A 20070-nucleotide genomic window follows, 5' to 3' on the forward strand; every position below is an offset into this window, starting at 1 on the left:
CCCCTTCAGGGGCGCGGGGAACTGCGCGACAAGCCCCCGCGGCCCCGCAGCGAACCAACAACCCCAGGGGGTCTGGGGGCGCAGCCCCCAGGTACGGGAAGGGTGGGGGCGGCGGGGGCGAAAAACTGATCGAAGCCGCCGCCCCCCACTCACATCGCCGACGGATCCTGCGGCCTCCGCCCGGAGAGAACCTCGCCGTACGCCTGCATCAGATCCGGCAGCCGAAGTGTCGACAGGTCGTCGCGCGACAGGACTCCCGGATAGCCGGAGAGTCGCAGATCGCGGTACGCGCAGCTCTTCTCGTACAGCGTCCGCAGGAACCGCCCGTTGCCGAGCTCGTCGATCCAGCCCTGATCGACGACGTGCCCGGCGATCGAGCGCAGCTCGTCCACCGCCTCCCCGTCCCAGGCGTCGCCGTTCTCGGCGGCCAGCACCTCGCCGATGGAGGTGAGTTCGAGTGGACGGTAGGACGGAAAGTCGACGCGGGTGGTGAAGCGGGAGGAGAGGCCGGGGTTGGCGGTCAGCAGGCGGTCCATGCCCTCGGGGTAGCCGGCGAGTATGACGACCAGGTGGTCGCGGTTGTCCTCGGCCCGCTTCAGGAGCACCTGCAGGGCCTCGTCGCCGTACGCGTCGCCCTTGCCGTAACCGGAGTTGGAGAGCGAGTACGCCTCGTCCACGAAGAGGACGCCGCCGATGGCCGAGTCGATCAACTCGTTGGCCTTGACGGCCGTCTGGCCGAGGTACTCGCCGACCAGGTCCGCCCGCTGCGCCTCCACCAGATGGTCGCCGCCGAGCAGTCCGAGTGCGTAGAAGACCCGGCCGAGAATGCGGGCCACGGTGGTCTTCCCGGTACCGGAGGGACCGGAGAAGACGAAGTGCCGCTTGGGCGGCTGGACCGGAAGGCCCTGCCCGGCGCGCAGTCTCGCCATGTTCAACTGCGCGGACAGCGCCTTCACTTGGCGCTTCACCGGCTCCAGGCCCACCATGCGCTCCAGCGCGGCGAGCGCCTCGTCGAGTAAGGCGGGGTCGGTCGGCCCCGGTGGCAGCGGCTGCACCGGCACCATGGCCTTCTCACGCACCACGTCCGTCTCCGGCGGGAGTGCGCCCGGCGGTACGAAACCGGGCTCCGAGAGCTTCAGGTCCCGCCCCTCGGGGCCGAACAGCGGATCGATACCGTCGGGCCCCTCCAACATGTCCTGCCCGACCCCGGCGAGCGTGATCGCCGCGAGGTCACTGACCTCGTCGTACCCGTCGCCCTCCGAGATCGCCGCGAGCCGCGCCGAGGTGTCCATGAAGGCGGGGTCGACCCGGTGCACCGCCCGGTACAGCGGCAGGGCGGCGGCGGAGCGCCCGGTGCCCTCGTGCGCCCGCGCCAGCCAGTACCGCAGCTCCTTGCGTTGCGGCTGCTCGCTGCGACAGCGCATCAGCGCGGCGGACAGGAGCGGCTCGGCCTGCCCGAACATCTCCAGACGCACCCGGGCCATGCCGCCGAAGAGACCGGCCTCGATGCCCAGCATCGGATCGTGGACCAGTGGATCCGTGTGCCGGACCAACTGCTCCCAGTCCTTGACCAGATAGGCACGGCAGGCGTGCAGGAAGCGCACCTGCGGGTCGGTGTCGACCGGTGGCAGACCCGCCAACGCCCGTTCCAGTTCGGGGACATGACGGCCGTCCAGCCAGTGGGAGGCGTGTGCGAGCAGCAGGTCGCGCGGGCTCTCAAGGACCGGCTGCACCCACCAGCCCAGCCAGTACCAGGAGTTGAGCGTGCGGCGATGCCGAGTGCGCTGCTCCCCGAAGCGCTCCCGATGCCGGAACATCCTCAGTAGCGCGGTCGTCGTGTCCACCCGCAGCGCGTGCAGTCCGAGCCAGCCGTCCGCCATGCCCGGGTCCATCTGTACCGCGATACGGAATTCCTCCTCCGCCTGCGGATAGGCGCCCATCGTGTAGGCATCCACCCCCCGCAGCCAGGCGAGGTCGGCCGGGGCCTCCGGGCCCTGCGTGCCGAAGTCCATCACGTCCCCCCACAAACCGTGCCCCCGATGGTCCTCCGCCGGGCCGGTGCCCGTCGGCAGCCTAGGTCGAACCGCTGTGCCGCGGACGGGAGTTGCACTGGTGCGCAGAGCAGCCGTCCGAATATCGCACCGAGAGGCATCGTACCTGCGAGGGAGTGCCGGGCCGAAGGGTGCAGCACACCCCGTTCCACGAGGCGGAAGCAGATGGGGCGCACTCGGTTTGGTGACCGAGGGTGAGCGAATCACGCCTCGCAGCGTCCGGAAAACCTGTCCGGGGCAGAACGAAGCCCCCGATCACGGGGGAACAACCGGGGGCTTCGCGTCTGCGGGGCGGCCTCGAACGGCCGCACATTCAGAACGTAAGACCTGTACGGCCCCCCGGTCAAGCCGAGTTGAGGCACTGAAGAAAGTTCTCAGGCAAGGGTCTTCACAAGTTCAGCACACTGCGGATGGTCCGTCACCGTGAGTGATTCCTTGGTCCAGTCCAGGAGTCCTGGCGGGCCCCGGAAGCACCTCGTAACTCTCGGAACGCTGTCGCACCAGAAGATCGGCGAAGGGTCTTGAGGGGTCCTCGGCGAAGTGCCGGCGCTCGGCGGAGACCCACTCGCCCCAGAACTCGTCCTGCGCCTCGCCGTCCCGCCGCCGCCCTCGCGTCCACGCCTCTTCCTGCGGCAACTCCATCCACAGCAGTCGCGCGAGATACGGCCGCAGCGCCCGGCGGCCCGCGCCGACGCCCTCCAGGAGGACCACGGGAGCGGGCGGCAGCTCACGGACCGGCCGGAAGGCCCGCGTGGTCCAGTCGTACGGGGTGTAGCGCGCGCTCTCGCCGTGCCGCAGCGGCTCGACCACCTGGCTCAGCAGTCGCCCGGTCCAGGCGAAGAGCTCCTCGTGCGTCGCGATGTCGTCGAGGTGCAGAACGGGTGCGCCGCCCAGTGCTGCGGCCAGCCGCCCGGCGAACGTGGTCTTTCCGGAGCCGGCGTGCCCGTCGACGCCGACGATGCGGACCGGGCCGCAGGAGGGCGGCAGCCGGAGCAGATGTGGGACGAGGTCGTGGATGGGAGTTCCTGGGAGGGGTGGGGCGGGTGTCTTGTCGGAGTATTCCTGAGAAAAAACTCTATACCGGGCGGCTTCCCGCGTCCGGGCCGCCGCGTTCCCGGTCATGCCAAGGGTCAGGACCAATATTGGTGGGCGCCGCGAGGCTAAAAGTGCTGGCAGAAGCCTGGGGAGGCATCCATAGTTGGCGCACACACCCGCGCATTGGACCTGCCCGTTTCGGATCGGACACCCGGGGGTCACCCACCCATGCCCAGAGCTGAACAGCCGTCCCGCAGAACCGTCCTGACCGCGGCAGTGGTCGCGGCCGCGGCGGGCGCAGTGAGTCCGGCGGCTGCCGCGGACTCGCCCGAGCGCCCGGTGAGAGCCCGGTCGAAAGCGCCGTCGACAGTCCCATCGAAGGCGCCGCCCGGCCTCGTGGACAACCGCGCCTGGATCTCGTACGCCGACTGGCGTGGCGGCACGGCCAAGGGCACGCGCGCCGTGCCCGGAGTCCGTCCCGGCGTGATGATCGCGACCCCGGCCGGCACCAGGACGTACACCGACCCGCACACCAACAAGACCGCCCTGTGGGAGTACGGGACCTGGACCTCCCCCGTGCACCAGCTCGCGGTCCCCGCCACCGAGGCCGTCGCCTCCTGGAACGCGGACACCCCGGCCGGGACCTGGATCCAGGTCGAGCTGACGGGCACGTACTCGGACGGCACCGACACCCCCTGGTACGTACTGGGCCGCTGGGCGGCCGGCGACCAGGACATCAGGCGGACCTCCGTCGACGACCAGAGCGACGGCAGGAGCAGCATCTGGACCGACACCTTCTCCATCGACGACGCGGCCTCCGGCCTGCGCCTGGTCTCGTACCGGCTGCGGCTGACGCTGTACCGCACCCCGGGCACCAAGGTCACACCCACCGTGTGGCGGCTGGGCGCGATGGGCTCCGACGTTCCCGACCGGTTCACCGTCCCGGCCTCCACGCCCGGCCTCGCCCAGGAGCTGAAGGTCCCGCGCTACTCGCAGGAGACCCACGCGGGCCAGTACCCCCAGTACGACAACGGCGGTGAGGCCTGGTGCAGCCCCACCTCCTCGCAGATGATCGTCGAGTACTGGGGCCGCAAGCCGACGGCGGACCAACTGGCCTGGGTCGACCCGGACTTCACGGACCCGCAGGTGTGTCACGCGGCCCGGTACACGTACGACTACCAGTACGCCGGCTGCGGCAACTGGCCTTTCAACGCGGCGTACGCGGCGACGTACAAGGATCTCCAGGGTGTGGTGACCCGGCTCGGTTCGCTCACCGAACTGGAGACGCTGATCGCCGCCGGTATCCCGGCCATAACGTCCCAGTCGTTCCTCAAGTCCGAGCTGACCGGGGCGGGTTACGGGACCTCCGGCCACCTGATGACCGTGATCGGATTCACCGCCGACGGTGACGTGATCGCCAACGACCCGGCGTCCCCCAGCGACAGCGCGGTGCGCCGTGTCTACAAGCGGCGCGAGTTCGAGAACATCTGGCTGCGCACGAAGCGGTACAACGCCGCCGGGGGCGTCGCCTCGGGCAGCGGTGGCGTCTGCTACCTGTACTTCCCGGCGCAGCCGTCGGCGCGACAGCTCGTGGCGCTCGCGGCGGTGGGCGTCCGCTGAGGAGACGGGCGGCCCCTCACCCCCGTGAAGGGGCCGCCCGTCGGTTCAGCTCTGGACCGGATTGACCACCCAGTCGGGGTGGCCCGGCATCGGCGGCGTCGTCGCGCCGTACAGCCAGGGGTGCAGGAAACCCTCGAGATCCTCGCCCGCGACCTTCGACGCCAGGTCGACGAAGTCCTGCGTACTCGCCGTCTTTCCGCGGTACTTGGTGACCCAGGCGCGCTCGATCTTCCCGAACGTCTCCTGGCCGACCTGCTCGCGCAGCGCGTACAGGACGAGCGTCGAACCGTCGTACCGCATCCGCTTGAAGAGGTTCGGCTCGGTCGGCTCGGCCGGGGCGCCGTAGTCGTGGCGCCACTGGTCGTGGTTCGCGTACGCCGTCTTCATGGTCGCCTCGAAGCTGTCGCCGCCGTGCGACTCCGAGTACAGCCGCTCGTAGTACCGGGCGTGGCCCTCGCTCAGCCACAGGTCGGACCAGGTCTTGATGCCGATGCTGTCGCCGGTCCACTGGTGGGTGAGCTCGTGCACCAGGTTCCGCTCCGCGCTGACCCGGTCGCCGAGCAGGTCGGCCTTCGGGATCAGGGAGATCGTGTTCGTCTCCAGGGCGACGCCCAGGTCGGTGTCGCCGACGAGGAGGCCGTACCGGTTGAAGGGGTAGGGGCCGAGCCGCTCCTCCAGCCAGGCGATGTGGTCGGCGGTGAGCTTGCGGTACTGCTCGGTCGGCGCCACCAGGTCGTCCGGGACCACATCGCGGATCGGCAGCCCGTGCGGGCCGGTGCTGTCGACGAAGGTGAACTTGCCGATCGCCAGCTGCGCGAGCTGGGCCGCCACCGGCTGTTCGGAGTCGTACGTCCACCGCACCCGTCCGTCGGCCTGTTCGGTGCGGCCGGTGAGCTTGCCGTTGGCGACGGCCGACAGGCCCGCGGGAGTGGTGATGTGGAAGGTGATCGGCGCCCGCCTGCTCGGGTGGTCGTTCGACGGGAAGATCATCTTGGCGCCGTTGGGCTGCGGGTAGAGCACCGTGCCGTCCGGCGTCGGGATCCAGCCGTAGTCCTCGATGGCGTCGTCGCGGTGGCGGATCTGGGTCGGGTCAGCGGTGTAGGTGACCTTGACCGTGAAGGCTTTGCCGCGGGCGAGGGCGTTCGCGGGAGTGATCACCAGCTCGTCGCCCTCGCGTACGGCGTCGGCCGACTGTCCGTCCACGGTCACCGTGTGCAGGGTGTTGCCCGCGAAGTCCAGGTTGAAGCGGGAGAGGGCCTGCGTCGCGGTGGCCTTGATCGTCGTCGAGGCCTCGAAGGGTGTCTTCGGCGCCTGCCAGTCGAAGTCGAGGGTGTAGCGGCTCACCTCGTATCCGCCGTTGCCGTCGAGCGGGAAGATCGGGTCGCCGAGCCCTGCCGCTCCCGGCGACGCGGCACCGGAGCCGACGGAAGCGGCTTGGGAGACCGGACCCGTCAGGGCGGCAGCCATGGTGATCGCGGTCGCGGTCGCGGTCGCGAGGGCGAGGCGGGCGCTGCGGCGGTGCGTCCGGAACGTGCTCATCGAGAACCTTTCGGTTGGCTGACCATTTGCCTGTGAGGAGACGCACACACCGCATGCACAGTTGTGGGAATTGCGGGATTCGAAGCTGATCGAAGTGTCGGGCCGGCGGACGTGACCAAGGTCTCTACCAATGAAACTGTTTCCGGTGGCAAAGTGGTCGAGTCGGTGGGGAGCCGACGGGAGGCGGGGGAGTCCACCGCACCACTACGTCTGCGAGATGCCATGACCGCGACCTCCGCCACCACCACCCGTGTCCGCGCTCGCACGGGCGGCCCCAAGGACGACGGACCCAGGATCCTGGAGCACGTCGCGGGCTGGACCTTCGTCGTGGTTCTGGCCATGCTCGTCACTCAGCTGGGCCTGCTGTGAGCTGACCCGGTCGGCGCCTTTGGTGGACGCCTGTGAGGTCGATGAGAGTCGAACGAGCAGGTGGTGCCGGTCTGCCATACTGCGGATGTCCCGCCGGCAGCCGGAGACCAGGATCGAAATTGAATAGCAGTCAACAGCGTGGCGTCGAGCGCCCACGGGCTCGCGGTACCGTTCGCTCACTGGCGCGCCGCGCCGAACTCATCGCCATCGGACGGAAGTTGTTCGCCGACACGTCCTATGACGCGCTGTCGATGGACGACATCGCGAGGCACGCGCATGTCGCCAAAGGGTTGATCTACTACTACTTCAAGTCCAAGCGCGGCTACTACCTCGCCATCATCGAGGACTCGGTCACCGAGCTGGTCTCCCGGGCGGCGAGCGGCCTCGAACTCCCCCCGGCGCAGCGGGTGCACCGCACCATCGACGGCTATCTGCGCTATGCCGAGCACAACCAGTCCGCGTACCGCACGATCATCAGCGGCGGCGTCGGCTTCGACGCCGAGGTGCACGCCCTCCGGGACGGCGTACGCGAGGTCATCGTCGAGACCATCGCCGAAGGGGCGTACGGGCGGCGCAAGATCGCCCCGCTGCCGCGGATGGCCCTGCTCGGCTGGCTCTACAGCGTCGAGGGGGCGACCCTCGACTGGATCGGCCACCAGGACCAGGTGCTGCCGCGCGACACCATGCGCGAGCTGCTGGTGAAGATGCTGGGCGGCGCCATGCGTGCGGTAGAGGAGCTGGACCCCTCGTACGTGGCCCCGGCGCCCGCCCGTCGGGACACATGAGGAAGGGGCGGGGGCCGCCGGACCCCCGCCCCGAGTGACGTACCAGTAGGGCTAGTTGATCGACTTGATCAGCTCGCCGTTCGTGGTGTCACCGCTCAGCTCCCAGAAGAAGGTGCCTCCCAGGCCCTGCGCGTTCTTGTACGTCATCTTGGTCGCGATGGTCGCCGGGGTGTCGTAACTCCACCAGTTGGTACCGCACTTGGCGTACGCCGTGCCCGCGACCGTGCCGGTGGCCGGGCACTTCGTCTTGAGCACCTTGTAGTCCTCGATGCCCGCCTCGTACGTACCCGCCGCCGCGCCGGTCGCCGTGCCGCCCGGTGTCGACTGGGTGACGCCGGTCCAGCCGCGCCCGTAGAAGCCGATGCCGAGCAGCAGCTTCGAGGCCGGGATGCCGAGGCCCTTGAGCTTCGCGATCGTCGCGTCGGTGTAGTAGTTGGCCGTCGGGATGCCGGTGTACGAGGTCAGCGGCGAGTGCGGGGCCGTCGGTCCCGTGGTGGCCCAGGCGCCGAAGAAGTCGTACGTCATCGGGTTGTACCAGTCGACGTACTGAGCGGCGCCCGCGTAGTTCGCCGCGTCGATCTTGCCGCCGGTGGTGGCGTCGGCAGTGATCGCCGAGGTGACGAGGTTGCTCGTGCCGAACTTCGCCCGCAGCGCCGCCAGCAGGTTCTTGTACGCCTCCCTGCCGCTGGTGTCACAGGTGTTGCCGCAGGAATTGGGGTACTCCCAGTCGATGTCGATGCCGTCGAAGACATCGGCCCACTTGGAGTTCTCGACCAGGTCGTAGCAGGACTGGGCGAACGCGGTCGGGTTCGCGGCGGCCGCTCCGAACCCGCCGGACCAGGTCCAACCACCGAAGGACCAGAGGACCTTGAGGTTCGGGTGCAGCTTCTTCAGCTCACGGAGCTGGTTGAAGTTGCCGCGCAGCGTCTGGTCCCAGGTGTCGGCGACGCCGTCCACGGACTCCGCCGCGGTGTACGTCCGGTCGGTCGCGGCGTAGGCGTCGCCCATCGCGCACTTGCCGTCGACGACGTTGCCGAAGGAGTAGTTGATGTGGGTGAGCTTGGCCGCCGAGCCGGAGGTCTCGATGTTCTTGACGTAGTACTTCCGGTCGTAGGTGCCCCATTCGGTGAAGTACCCGACGACCTTGGAACCGGCCGCGGCGGCCTGGGCGGTGCCGGCCTGGGTGTCGACCGCGGCGGGGGCGGACTCGGTGGTGGCGGTCGCGGTACCCGCGCCTGCCAGGAGCCCGGCGCCGAGAATGGCGCAACAGGCGGCGGACAGGAGCGCGCGGAAGGGCGCGCGGGGGAGGTGCGGTCTGCGCATCGATGTCTCCTCGTGGGGGAGGGGAGCCGGGGGGCGTGGTGCTGGGACCTGCTGAGCACTGTCATGCGTATATGTCTGTTTGGCATGAACGCGGTGACGTGGGAGGAACCTTAGGAGGACTAGACCAGTGCGGTCAATGGTTCGGACCAATTTCCCTTTCTTTTAGTAAGCGGTCGTTAACTGGTGACTCGATGCCTCCGATCGGGCATGCTTACAGCGCCACCGCCGCTGATCAGCCGATTCCGCAACCCGGGACGGCAGCATCGGCTGAGGCCAGTGAGACCCGGCGGGAGTCACCCCACCCAGGTGCACGCCCGCCAGTGCCCAACAGGGAGGAGAGCGTCGCCATGCCCGACCGCGCCCCGCAGCCGGTGGACCGTCAACTGCCCACGGACGAGGCCCGGGATCTGATCTCGCTCGTCCGGGGCATCGCACAGCGCGAGATCGTCCCGCAGGCGGCCGAGCAGGAGGACGCCGGGCACTTCCCTCGCGATGTCTTCCGCCTGCTGTCGGAGTCGGGACTGCTCGGACTGCCGTACGACTCCGAGTTCGGCGGCGGCGACCAGCCGTACGAGGTCTACCTCCAGGCCCTCGAAGAGCTCGCTGCGGCCCGCCTCACCATCGGCCTCGGCGTCAGCGTGCACTCCCTCGCCTGCCACGCCCTTGCGAACTACGGAACCAAGGAACAGCAGGCCGAGCACCTGCCCGCGATGCTCACCGGCGGCCTCCTCGGCGCCTACTGCCTCTCCGAACCCTCCTCGGGCTCGGACGCAGCGTCCCTCCGTACGAAGGCCGTTCGGGACGGTGACGACTGGGTGATCACGGGCACCAAGGCCTGGATCACCCACGGCGGAATCGCCGACTTCTACACCGTGCTCGCGCGCAGCGGCGGCGAGGGTGCCCGCGGCATCACGGCCTTCCTGGTGCCGGGCGACGCCGAGGGCCTGAGCGCCGCGGCGCCCGAGAAGAAGATGGGCATGAAGGGCTCGCCCACCGCGCAGGTCCACTTCGACGGCGTACGGGTGTCCGACGACCGGCGGATCGGCGAGGAGGGCCAGGGCTTCGCGATCGCCCTGTCCGCGCTCGACTCCGGGCGGCTCGGCATCGCGGCCTGTGCGATCGGCGTGGCCCAGGCGGCCCTTGACGAGGCTCTGGCCTATGCCACCGGCCGGCAGCAGTTCGGGCGGCCGATCTCGGACTTCCAGGGGCTGCGCTTCATGCTCGCGGACATGGCGACGCAGATCGAGGCGGGCCGGGCGCTCTACGTCGCCGCCGCACGCCTGCGCGACATGGGCCGGCCGTTCTCCAAGCAGGCGGCCATGGCCAAACTGCTGTGCACGGACACCGCGATGAAGGTCACCACGGACGCCGTCCAGGTCCTCGGCGGGTACGGCTACACCGCCGACTTCCCCGTCGAGCGCTATATGCGCGAGGCCAAGGTCCTCCAGATCGTGGAGGGCACCAATCAGATCCAGCGGATGGTCATCGCCCGTCACCTCGCAGGTCCCGAGTCGCGCTGAACGACCCGTGGCCGTACATCGCCGACGGCGACGCCAGCCGTACCCACTCCGGGTCGTGGCGCCCCGGCAGTGTGCGGCCACGATCGGCCCAGGTGCGGATGAGGGCGCGGTAGATGGGGGGATCCGGGAGTGGCGGCGTCTGCTGAACCGACCGCGGAACCGATTCTGCGGTCGCCGACGCGACGGTCCTGCGCCGACGTCCGGTCGCTGAATATGTGGGGGTCATACCGGGGCAACGCGTAGGCGGGCGGGCAGGTCACCGGCCCCCGGAATCGCCCGTGCGTTCGCGACCGGCCCCACGCGGGGGGCTCCGTCCGGGTTCCGGCATCTGGCCCATGGCCCACACCTGACGTACCGTCAATTGCGCGCCGGGCCGTACCTCTCCGGGCGACGTCAACTGCCGCGCGCCCAGGGAGGCTTGCGATGCCCGACGACCGCCCCGTTGCCCTCGACGAGTACCCCGTACACCAGGTGCCCCTGTCGATGAGGCATGTCGCGACAGGCGACCGGAACGCCTACGACCGCTGCATCTTCCATGTCTTCGACCACCAGGGGCGGGCGCTCCTGATCGTGGGGCTCGGGGTGTACCCGAACGCCGGGGTGATCGACGCGTACGCCACCCTGCGGTACGGCGACCGCCTGTACGCGGTACGGGCCTCGGACGCGCTCGGCGACGACCGGATGGACCTCGCGGTGGGACCGCTGCGGATCACGGTCGAGAAGCCGTTGCGGCGGCTGAGGCTTCAGCTGGAGGCCGATTCGCTGCCGGATTCCCCGATGGGCTCCTCCCGTCCGGCCTCCTCGCCAGGTTCTTCGCCGGGTTCTTCGTCCGGCTCATCACCGGATCCGTCGCCGGATCTGCCGTCGTCGGACTTGCCGCCGGACTCCCTGTCGTACGACATCACCTGGACCGCCGACTTCCCGGCCCTCTGGGAGCCGCATCACGTCCAGCGCCGGGGCGGCCGGCTCACGCTGGAAGGGCGCCGCTTCGTGCAGGCGGGCAGCGTCGAGGGGATGATCCGCGTCGGTGGCCGGGAGATACCCGTCCGGACGGGCGAGTGGACCGGCACCCGCGACCGCAGCTGGGGCGTCCGGCCCCTCCCGGGCGAGGAGGGCGGACGCCTGGCCGAGGAGAACCCGACCGAGGGGTTCCACTGGGTCTGGTGCCCGGTCCGCTTCGAGGACCGGTTCCTGATGGTCGTCATCCAGGAGGACGCGGACGGATACCGCACCCTCAACGACGCGACACTCGTACGCGACGGCCGCCGCGACCTCCAACTGGGTTGGCCCCAGGCCGACATCACCTATCGACCCGGTACCCGCCACCCCGCCTCCGCCGTCATCCACCTCACGCACCCGGCGGACCGCAAGCCCATGGAACTGGAAGTGGAGGTGCTCACCTCCTCCCCGCTGGCCGTCGGCGCCGGCTATCCACCGGCCGACGATTGGCAGCACGGCACCTGGCGCGGCCGTGGCTGGACCGACCGCCGCGTCTACGACCTCTCCGACCCGACGGCTCATCGGCCGGCCGCGTACGGGGTGATCGACCACTCCGCCCGCTGCACGCTGGACGGACAGACCGGGCACGGGATCTTCGAGCACGGCTCCTTCGGCCGCCATGATCCCAGCGGGTTCTCCGGATTCGACTCGGTCGCGCACTGAAGGGGGCGCGAGATGGCCACGGCACCCCGCCCACGTACGACGACACGCGACCTCCAGGAGCTGACCGGCAAGCTGACGGGCTGGCTCGCCACCCGCCTCCCCGGCGCCAGGGCGGTGAACGTATCCGTCCCCCAGTCCAACGGCATGTCCAGCGAAACCCTGCTCTTCGACATCGAGCACCCCGAACTGCCCCTGCGCGCCTGTGCGTTGAGACTGGCCGCGGACCCGGCGGCGTACACGGTCTTTCCCGTCTACGACATGACCCGGCAGTACCGCACGATGCGCCTGGTCGCCGAGCACACCGACCTGCCGGTGCCGAGCGTGCTGTGGCTGGAGGAGGACCCGGGACCGCTCGGGGCGCCGTTCCTCGTCATGGAACGGATAGCGGGACGGGTGCCACCGGACGTCATGCCCTATACGTACGAAGGGAATTGGCTGCACGCGGCAAGTGACGAGGAACGCGGGCACCTTGAGGCGGCCTCGGTCGGACTCCTGGCGCGACTGCACGACCAAGTCCCCTTGAAGGAGACGGGATTCCTGTCCCTGAAGGGCCGTCGAAGCCCACTCGGTAGGCATGTCGAGGCCCAACGTGCCTACTACGCATGGGTGGTTGACGGCCTGTCACGCTCGCCCCTCATCGAGTGCGCCTTCGACCGCCTCGACGAGCTGTGGCCCCGAGACGAGGGCGAGACGGTGCTCAACTGGGGCGACGCGCGCATCGGGAACGTCATCTACGACGGCTTCGAACCCGTCGCCGTCCTCGACTGGGAGATGGCGGCACCGGCCCCGCGCGAGGTGGACCTCGGCTGGACCGTCTATCTGCACCGCTTCTCCCAGGACCTCACCGTGAGTTTCGGCCAGGCCGGACTGCCCGACTTCCTGCGCCGCGACAGGGTGGAGCGGCGCTATGCCGAACTCACCGGCCACACACCGCGGGACATGGACTTCTACACGCTGTACGCCGCCCTGCGCCACGCGATCGTGATGCTGCGCATCGCCTACCGCCAGGCACACTTCGGTGAGGTCGCCGTCCCCCGGGATCCGGACACACTGATCCTGCACCACGGCAGCCTGCGGGCCATGGTGCAGGGCAGCTACTGGAGTTGACCGGGCGTCAGCCGCGGCGCGCGTGAGACGGTCAGGCGGCCAGGCGCCGCATCTCGGGAACCCGCATCGGGCGCGAGCTGGGGCCGCCGACGTGCGAGAACGGCTGGGTCCGCCAGTCGAGGCCCTGAGGGAGCGTCAACAGCAGGGCGGTGTCCTGCTCCTGAGGTTCCGTGGTCTCGTCCGCGGGCTGTGCGTCGTCCGCGGCCCGGCCCGTGCCGGTGCAGACCGTGAGCCCGAACGGGTTCCACGGCGAGGCGCACAGGGCGTGCTCGGGAAGGATCTCTTCGTCCGCCAGGAGCGCGATGGGCTGCGCGCAGTCCGGGCAGACCACCCGGTACATCTCGAAGGTGTCGTACGCGTCGAACTCCTCACCGTCCAGGGCGTCTGATTCGACGCCCTCCGGCTCAGGGTCGACAACCGGCTGCTGCCGCCTGGGTGCGGTACGACCAGGGCGCTTAAGACTCTGCATGGGCTTCTCCCCCTTGGGTGGGCCGACAAGGCGCTGCGACCTCGACCACAGCAAGCACTTCCCGCCCCGTCTCTGCGGTAATCACGAGAACATCACGGACCCGGTTCCGACTATGTGGCGTTCGTCACATGCCGCCCGCAGGTGCCCGGCCCGGTGGGTTTGTCCCCCGGCCGGCTCACCGGTCGAACTCTGCCACATCACAAACCGGGTATGACCTGCGCCGCTCAGGTATCCGTGAGGATCAAGGGCCCTGTAGGTTCTGCGCCATGGAGGAGCTGGACCGACAGATCGTACAGCTGCTCGTCGCGGACGGGCGGATGAGTTACACCGACCTGGGCAAGGCCACGGGCCTGTCCACGTCTGCCGTGCACCAACGGGTGCGCCGACTGGAGCAACGCGGTGTCATCCGCGGCTATGCGGCGGTCGTGGACCCGGAGTCCGTCGGGCTGCCCCTGACGGCCTTCATCTCGGTGAAGCCGTTCGACCCCAGCGCCCCCGACGACATCGCCGAACGCCTCGCCGGCGTGCCCGAGATCGAGGCCTGCCACAGCGTCGCGGGCGACGAGAACTACATCCTCAAGGTGCGGGTCTCGACCCCGCACGAACTGGAGGAACTCCTCGCACGGCTGCGCGGCCTGGCGGGGGTGTCGACCCGGACGACGGTGGTGCTGTCGACGCCGTACGAGGCGCGGCCACCCCGGATCTGACGGACCCCGGCACGGGACCGGTGCCGGCAGGGGCGAAACTGTTCCCCATGAGTGAGAGCACCGCCTCGTCGGACACCGTGCTGCTGCGCGGTGGAGAAGTCCACAGTCCCGCCGATCCCTTCGCCACCGCGATGGTCGTCGAACGCGGGCAGGTCGCCTGGGTCGGTTCGGAAGGCGCGGCCGACGCCTTCGCCGACGGGGTCGACGAGGTCGTGGATCTCGAAGGCGCCCTGGTCACCCCGGCGTTCACCGACGCACACGTGCACACCACCGCCACCGGCCTCGCACTCACCGGCCTGGACCTGTCCGACGCCCCCTCCCTGGAGGCGGCACTCGCCCTCGTACGGGATTTCGCCGCCGCCCGCCCCGCCGACCGGGTCCTGCTCGGGCACGGCTGGGACGCGGCCCGTTGGCCCGGTGGACGCCCTCCTACGCGTACCGAACTCGACGAGGCGACCGGCGGACGTCCGCTGTACCTCTCCCGCATCGACGTGCACTCCGCCGTGGTCACCAGCGCGCTCCTGGACCTCGTGCCGGGGGTCACCGGGCGCGCCGGGTACCAGGACGGTCCGCTGACCCGCGACGCTCACCACGCCGTCCGCGGGGCCGCCCTCGGCGCCATCACCGGGGAGCAGCGCACCCGGGCCCAGCGCGCCGCGCTCGCCCGCGCCGCCTCGCTCGGTATCGGCTCCGTCCACGAGTGCGCGGGCCCGGACATCTCCTCCGAGGACGACTTCACCGGGCTGCTGCGGCTCGCCGCCGAGGAGCCCGGCCCGCGGGTGGTCGGCTACTGGGCCGAGCAGGATGTCGACAAGGCGCGTGCCCTGGGCGCGGTCGGCGCCGCCGGTGACCTGTTCGTGGACGGCTCCCTCGGCTCGTACACCGCCTGTCTGCATCAGCCGTACACAGACGCCGGCCACAGCGGCACCGCCTACCTCGACGCGACGGCCGTCGCCGCCCATGTCGTCACGTGCACCGAGGCGGGCCTCCAGGCGGGCTTCCACGCCATCGGGGACGCCGCCGTGGCCTCCATGGTCGAAGGGGTGCGTTCCGCCGCCGAGAAGGTCGGCCTCGCCCGCGTACGCGCCGCAAGACACCGTGTCGAGCACGCCGAGATGCTCACCCCCGAGACGATCGCGGGCTTCGCCGAACTCGGCCTCACCGCCTCCGTGCAGCCCGCCTTCGACGCGCTGTGGGGCGGCGAGGACGGCATGTACGCCCAGCGCCTGGGCGCCGAGCGGGCCCGCACGCTCAACCCCTTCGCGGCCCTGCTGCGCACCGGCGTGCCGCTCGCCTTCGGCTCCGACAGCCCTGTCACGCCCCTCGACCCTTGGGGCACCGTCCGCGCCGCCGCCTTCCACCGCTCGCCCGAGCACCGGGTGTCGGTGCGCGCCGCGTTCACGGCGCATACGCGCGGTGGATGGCGGGCCGTCGGACGGGACGACGCGGGTGTCCTGGTGCCGGGCGCGCCGGCGGACTACGCCGTGTGGCGCACCGAGGAGCTCGTCGTGCAGACCCCCGACGACCGGGTCGCGCGCTGGTCCACCGATCCTCGCTCAGGCACCCCCGGGCTGCCGGATCTGACCCCCGGGAACGACCTGCCCGTCTGCCTGCGCACCGTGGTGGGCGGTCGGACGGTATTCGTACGGCCTAACGAGTGATGTCCCGGGGTGGCGCGTCTCGGATCACCGCCCGCCGCCCCGTCGCGCGACCTGCGCATCCTCCGCGTTGACCAGGCGTTTGAGGGAGAAAGCGCAGGTCAAACGGCTGTTGACAGTTGGCCGCAGGTGGCGGGTAGGTTCGGCCGGGTCCACCACCGGACGTCCGACCGGGGAACTTCCGCGCGGCCTCGAAGCGCCGCTGGGTCAGGGGCGGTGTGCCGCACCGGCACACCACCACTGGGAGCCAGGCCCAGCACCCACGCAGCGAGAGGCGAGGGAAACGTTCCGACAAGTCGGCAGGTGTGACCCGGGTGGGGCCCGGACGTTCAGTAGACAACGGCTTTCGGTCGACCCGCAGCCAGCGGGTCCCTGGTCGGCCCGAAGGGCGCCGGGCCCCGATCCGCAGCACGCGTGCTGCGCCGGGCGGGTTCAGGTCTTACCCGCCTCTTGGTGAAGCGACACCCCCGTACTACCGCCACGGCGTGGCAGCGCAGGTTGCGGCCACTATGGTGGACTTCTGCGTACGTACTCGAAGGGGCAGCAGTGAACGACGGCGACGGGACCCTGGCGGCGGAAGCCCAGGGGAGACAGTTCGGCCCGCTCGGTACGGCCTTGGTGATCATTCCGACCTACAACGAGGCCGAGAACATCAAGAAGATCGTCGGCCGGGTGCGCATCGCCGTGCCCGAGGTGCACGTTCTCGTGGCGGACGACAACAGCCCCGACGGCACGGGGAAACTCGCCGACGAGCTGGCCGCCGAGGACGAGCAGGTCCAGGTGCTGCACCGCAAGGGCAAGGAAGGCCTCGGCGCCGCCTATCTCGCGGGCTTCCGCTGGGGCATGGAGCACGGCTACGGCGTACTCGTCGAGATGGACGCCGACGGCTCCCACCAGCCCGAGGAGCTGCCCCGTCTGCTGACCGCCCTCAAGGGCGCCGACCTCGTGCTCGGCTCGCGCTGGGTGCCGGGTGGGCGGGTCGTGAACTGGCCCAAGTCCCGCGAGTTCATCTCACGCGGCGGCAGCCTGTACTCCCGCGTCCTGCTCGACGTACCGATCCGTGATGTCACCGGCGGCTACCGGGCCTTCCGCCGCGAGACCCTGGAAGGCCTCGGCCTCACCGAGGTCGCCTCCCAGGGGTACTGCTTCCAGGTCGACCTGGCCCGGCGCGCCGTCAAGGCCGGCTTTCACGTCGTCGAGGTCCCGATCACCTTCGTCGAGCGGGAGCACGGCGACTCCAAGATGAGCCGGGACATTCTCGTCGAGGCCCTGTGGCGGGTCACCACGTGGGGCGTGGGGGAGCGGGTCGGGCGGATCACGGGGCGCAAGTCCCTCTGAGGCTATTCGTCCCGCTGGGGTGATTCGACCGTCGTACGGCTTCTTGCGCCCGCCGGGGCTCTCACAAGTCCCGTTCCCGGTTCACAGGTGCTGTTGATCATCCGCTTATCCCGTACTGAGCCGCCTCCAGGCACACTGGGAACATGACGACTGGCGCTCCGACACCCACGTACCCCGCCCGCCCGCGGCGCTCGCGGCTGCGCACCTTCCTGCCCCTCGGCGTCGCCGTGTGGCTGGTGCTGGAGATCTGGCTGCTGACTGTGGTCGCGGGGGTGGCGAGCGGCTTCACGGTGCTTCTGCTGCTGGTCGCGGCCTTCGTCCTCGGCTCCGTGGTCATCAAGCGGGCCGGGCGCCGTGCCTTCCGCAACCTCAGCGAGACGCTGCAACAGCAGCAGAGCGGGGTGGCGCCCACGGCGGGGACCGGAAAGGGCGACGGCAACGGGCTGATGATGCTCGGCGGCCTTCTCCTGATGATCCCCGGCCTGCTCTCCGACGCCGTCGGCCTCCTTCTCCTGATCCCGCCGGTCCAGAAGGCCCTCAGCCGCTATGTCGAGCGGACCATCGAGCGCAAGATCGCGGCGGCTCCTCCCGGCACGCTGGGCGACGCCTTCCAGCAGGCGCGGATGCACCGCCCCGACGGCAAGGTCGTCCAGGGCGAGGTCATCAGGGACGACACGGGCCGGCAGCAGGATCAGGGCCCGCGCCCGCCGCTGAACGGCTGAGTGGCGGGCCCTGGGCCCCACAGCCCCAGGGCCCCGCACCCCGGCCTGGCGGCCCCGCACCCCCGGCCGGGCCCGAAACCCCCGAAACGCACAAAGCCGCAGACCCCGTACCTGACAGGTACGGTGCCCGCGGCTGCGTGCGTTCGTGTATGCCGCCCAACCCCGGCGGGGGTTACGCGGACTTGCGGCTGTCCCGCGGATGTACCGCGATGTTCATTGCGCCGGAGCGCAGAACCGCCAGACGCTCCTCAAGGACCTCTTCGAGTTCCTCTCGGGTGCGTCGCTCCATCAGCATGTCCCAATGTGTACGCGCGGGCTTGGCCTTCTTTTCCTCAGGGCCGTCGCCGTCCACCAGGAGTGCCTGGGCCCCGCAGACCTTGCACTCCCACTCGGACGGGATCTCCGCCTCGACCGAGAAGGGCATCTCAAAGCGATGTCCCTTCTCGCATGCGTACTCCACGGCCTGGCGCGGGGCCAGGTCGATGCCGCGGTCCGTCTCGTAGCTTGTCACCACGAGGCGCGTACCGCGAAGAGCTCGCTCACTCATGAATCGTGCCTCCCGGGCTTGTCGCCCACAGGACAGGTGTCGCTGTCGTCGTCATCCGGTCAACGTCCGGTCGGCGGTAAAGATTCCCGTTCCGGGTCATGCGTCGCCGTCGTAGCCGCCCCTTGTTGTACCCACCTGCGCCCGCTTTGTCACATCTGAGAGCAGATGTAACCTGGCGTTTCAGTATCTTGACGCGCAGTAACGGTACGCCTGGCAGGCCAAACGCGTACACTACCGGCCTTTGGCCTCCGGCGCTAAATCCTGTCGGGTACGGGATTCCCCGCGTCGCGTATCGCCTGTCGCACCGGCACCCTCGCGAGCAGCACGAACCCGATGACGAAGAAGGCCACCAACGAGATGATCGCGTCCCGATAACTTCCGGTCAGCTGGTAGGTGAGCCCGAACAGCAGTGGGCCCAGCCAGCTCATGCCACGGTCGCTCATCTCGTAGGCGGAGAAGTACTCGGCCTCCTTGCCGCTCGGCACGAGATGCGAGAACAGGGAGCGCGAAAGTGCCTGGCTGCCGCCCAGGACGAGCCCGATGCCGGCGGCCAGGACGAAGAACCCGACGGGCGCGCCGGCGGGCAGGAAATACCCGGCGCAGAGCGTCACGGTCCAGGCGACGAGCGAGCCGAGGATCGTACGTTTCGCGCCGTATCTGCGCGCCAGACGGCCCATGCCCAGGGCGCCCGTCACCGCCAGCACCTGTACCAGCAGGATGGCGACGATCAGTGTCGACTGGCCGAGGCCCAGTTCCTGCGATCCGTAGATCGAGGCCTGGGAGATGACCGTCTGGATGCCGTCGTTGTAGATGAGGTACGCGAACAGGAAGGAGAGGGTGAGGGGTTTGCCGCGCATGTCGCGCACGGTGGCGGCCAGTTGCCGCCATCCGTGCACGGAGGTCGTCCCGGTGGGGGCTGTACGGCGGTCGCGCAGGCGCTTGAGCGGGACGAGGGTGAAGGCGCCCCACCAGATGCCCGCCGAGGCGAGACAGATGCGCACCGCCATCGACTCCGAGAGGCCGAAACTGTCGTGGGCCGTGAACAGGATCAGGTTCGCGACCAGGACCAGTGAGCCCGCCGCGTAACCGAAGGCCCAGCCCCGGGACGAGACCGCGTCACGCTCCGCGGGCGGGGCGATCTGCGGCAGGTAGGAGTTGTAGACGACCATCGACACGGCCACCGAGGCGTTGGCGACGATCAGCAGCAGGCCGCCCAGCAGATAGCGGTCGCCGGCCAGGAAGAACATGCCGGTGGTGGCCGCGGCACCCACATAGGCGGCGGCCGCGAGCAGCGGCTTCTTGCGGCCCGTGCGGTCGGCGGCCGCGCCCGCCATCGGCATCACGAAGATCGACAGGATGACGGACGCCGATACCGCGTACGCGAAGAAGGAACCGGCGCGGATCGGGATCCCCAGGGGATGCACGAAACCGTCCGGGTCCGCCGCCGCCTCGGCGACCGATGTCAGATAGGGGCCGAGGAACACGGTGAGCACGCTCGTCGAGTAGACGGAGCACGCCCAGTCGTACATGTACCAGCCGTGCTGCTCGCGCCGCCGCTCGGCGGCCTCGTCGGCCGCCTCTGCACGCACGGTGTCAGTGTCCACCCGCGCTCCTCGCT

The 20070-nt window shown here is 69.9% G+C and carries 17 protein-coding genes; 10 read left to right on the plus strand and 7 right to left on the minus strand.

Translation table 11 applies throughout. The features are described 5' to 3' along the window. Positions 1-149 precede the first annotated feature (149 nt). Together ACFWP7_RS34420 and ACFWP7_RS34425 are read right to left on the minus strand one after the other, a co-directional pair. Complete coding sequence (locus ACFWP7_RS34420) at positions 150-2012, minus strand: AAA family ATPase (protein ID WP_384389783.1); 1863 nt, start codon at positions 2010-2012, stop codon at positions 150-152. Between the two features lie 435 nt (positions 2013-2447). Then, positions 2448-3173: a uridine kinase gene (locus ACFWP7_RS34425; RefSeq protein WP_384389785.1), complete on the minus strand. Its 726-nt coding sequence runs from the start codon at positions 3171-3173 to the stop codon at positions 2448-2450. A gap of 141 nt (positions 3174-3314) precedes the next feature. Between ACFWP7_RS34425 and ACFWP7_RS34430 the strand changes: the two genes are divergently transcribed. After that, positions 3315-4706, plus strand: coding sequence for a peptidase C39 family protein (locus ACFWP7_RS34430; protein WP_384389792.1), 1392 nt, complete (start codon positions 3315-3317; stop codon positions 4704-4706). A 45-nt stretch (positions 4707-4751) separates the two neighbouring features. Here ACFWP7_RS34430 and ACFWP7_RS34435 read toward each other — a convergent pair whose 3' ends face one another. Beyond that, positions 4752-6245 carry a M1 family metallopeptidase gene (locus tag ACFWP7_RS34435; RefSeq protein ID WP_384389794.1) on the minus strand — a complete coding sequence of 498 codons (1494 nt, stop codon included), beginning with the start codon at positions 6243-6245 and terminating at the stop codon, positions 4752-4754. 222 nt (positions 6246-6467) lie between these two features. Between ACFWP7_RS34435 and ACFWP7_RS34440 the strand changes: the two genes are divergently transcribed. Both ACFWP7_RS34440 and ACFWP7_RS34445 read left to right on the plus strand, forming a co-directional pair. Continuing rightward, on the plus strand, positions 6468-6614 hold the full coding sequence (locus tag ACFWP7_RS34440; RefSeq protein ID WP_384389797.1) for an SCO1431 family membrane protein: 147 nt from the start codon (positions 6468-6470) through the stop codon (positions 6612-6614). A gap of 119 nt (positions 6615-6733) precedes the next feature. Continuing rightward, the gene (locus tag ACFWP7_RS34445; protein ID WP_384389800.1) at positions 6734-7399 is read left to right on the plus strand and encodes a TetR/AcrR family transcriptional regulator; all 666 of its coding nucleotides are present in this window, start codon (positions 6734-6736) and stop codon (positions 7397-7399) included. A 51-nt stretch (positions 7400-7450) separates the two neighbouring features. Here ACFWP7_RS34445 and ACFWP7_RS34450 read toward each other — a convergent pair whose 3' ends face one another. Next, positions 7451-8722: a glycoside hydrolase family 18 protein gene (locus tag ACFWP7_RS34450; protein ID WP_384389803.1), complete on the minus strand. Its 1272-nt coding sequence runs from the start codon at positions 8720-8722 to the stop codon at positions 7451-7453. Between the two features lie 347 nt (positions 8723-9069). Here ACFWP7_RS34450 and ACFWP7_RS34455 point away from each other — a divergent pair, with 347 nt between their 5' ends. The 3 genes from ACFWP7_RS34455 (at position 9070) to ACFWP7_RS34465 (ending at position 13011) form a co-directional block, all read left to right on the plus strand. Beyond that, complete coding sequence (locus tag ACFWP7_RS34455; RefSeq protein ID WP_384389806.1) at positions 9070-10242, plus strand: acyl-CoA dehydrogenase family protein; 1173 nt, start codon at positions 9070-9072, stop codon at positions 10240-10242. Positions 10243-10665: 423 nt separating this feature from the next. After that, entirely contained in the window at positions 10666-11904 is a 1239-nt protein-coding gene (locus ACFWP7_RS34460) for a hypothetical protein (RefSeq protein WP_384389809.1), read from the plus strand. A 12-nt stretch (positions 11905-11916) separates the two neighbouring features. Further along, on the plus strand, positions 11917-13011 hold the full coding sequence (locus ACFWP7_RS34465) for a phosphotransferase family protein (protein WP_384389812.1): 1095 nt from the start codon (positions 11917-11919) through the stop codon (positions 13009-13011). Positions 13012-13042: 31 nt separating this feature from the next. On the opposite strand, the gene ACFWP7_RS34470 is transcribed toward ACFWP7_RS34465, so the two are convergent. Then, positions 13043-13480 (minus strand): hypothetical protein, encoded by a 438-nt coding sequence (locus ACFWP7_RS34470; protein WP_384389815.1) that lies wholly within the window; start codon positions 13478-13480, stop codon positions 13043-13045. 266 nt (positions 13481-13746) lie between these two features. Here ACFWP7_RS34470 and ACFWP7_RS34475 point away from each other — a divergent pair, with 266 nt between their 5' ends. The 4 genes from ACFWP7_RS34475 (at position 13747) to fxsA (ending at position 17905) form a co-directional block, all read left to right on the plus strand. After that, positions 13747-14187: an Lrp/AsnC family transcriptional regulator gene (locus ACFWP7_RS34475; protein ID WP_189188097.1), complete on the plus strand. Its 441-nt coding sequence runs from the start codon at positions 13747-13749 to the stop codon at positions 14185-14187. A 47-nt stretch (positions 14188-14234) separates the two neighbouring features. Beyond that, the gene (locus tag ACFWP7_RS34480; RefSeq protein ID WP_384389819.1) at positions 14235-15848 is read left to right on the plus strand and encodes an amidohydrolase; all 1614 of its coding nucleotides are present in this window, start codon (positions 14235-14237) and stop codon (positions 15846-15848) included. Between the two features lie 543 nt (positions 15849-16391). Next, positions 16392-17183, plus strand: coding sequence for a polyprenol monophosphomannose synthase (locus tag ACFWP7_RS34485; RefSeq protein ID WP_384389822.1), 792 nt, complete (start codon positions 16392-16394; stop codon positions 17181-17183). A gap of 143 nt (positions 17184-17326) precedes the next feature. Then, positions 17327-17905: an FxsA family membrane protein gene (gene fxsA, locus ACFWP7_RS34490; RefSeq protein ID WP_384389825.1), complete on the plus strand. Its 579-nt coding sequence runs from the start codon at positions 17327-17329 to the stop codon at positions 17903-17905. Between the two features lie 172 nt (positions 17906-18077). Here the strand turns inward: fxsA and ACFWP7_RS34495 are convergent, their stop codons facing one another. After that, positions 18078-18452, minus strand: coding sequence for an RNA polymerase-binding protein RbpA (locus tag ACFWP7_RS34495; RefSeq protein WP_164314920.1), 375 nt, complete (start codon positions 18450-18452; stop codon positions 18078-18080). Positions 18453-18706: 254 nt separating this feature from the next. Continuing rightward, positions 18707-20056, minus strand: coding sequence for an MFS transporter (locus ACFWP7_RS34500; protein WP_384389828.1), 1350 nt, complete (start codon positions 20054-20056; stop codon positions 18707-18709). Positions 20057-20070: the final 14 nt, after the last annotated feature.

It is taken from the genome of Streptomyces sp. NPDC058470 (assembly GCF_042721055.1).
Classification (GTDB): domain Bacteria; phylum Actinomycetota; class Actinomycetes; order Streptomycetales; family Streptomycetaceae; genus Streptomyces.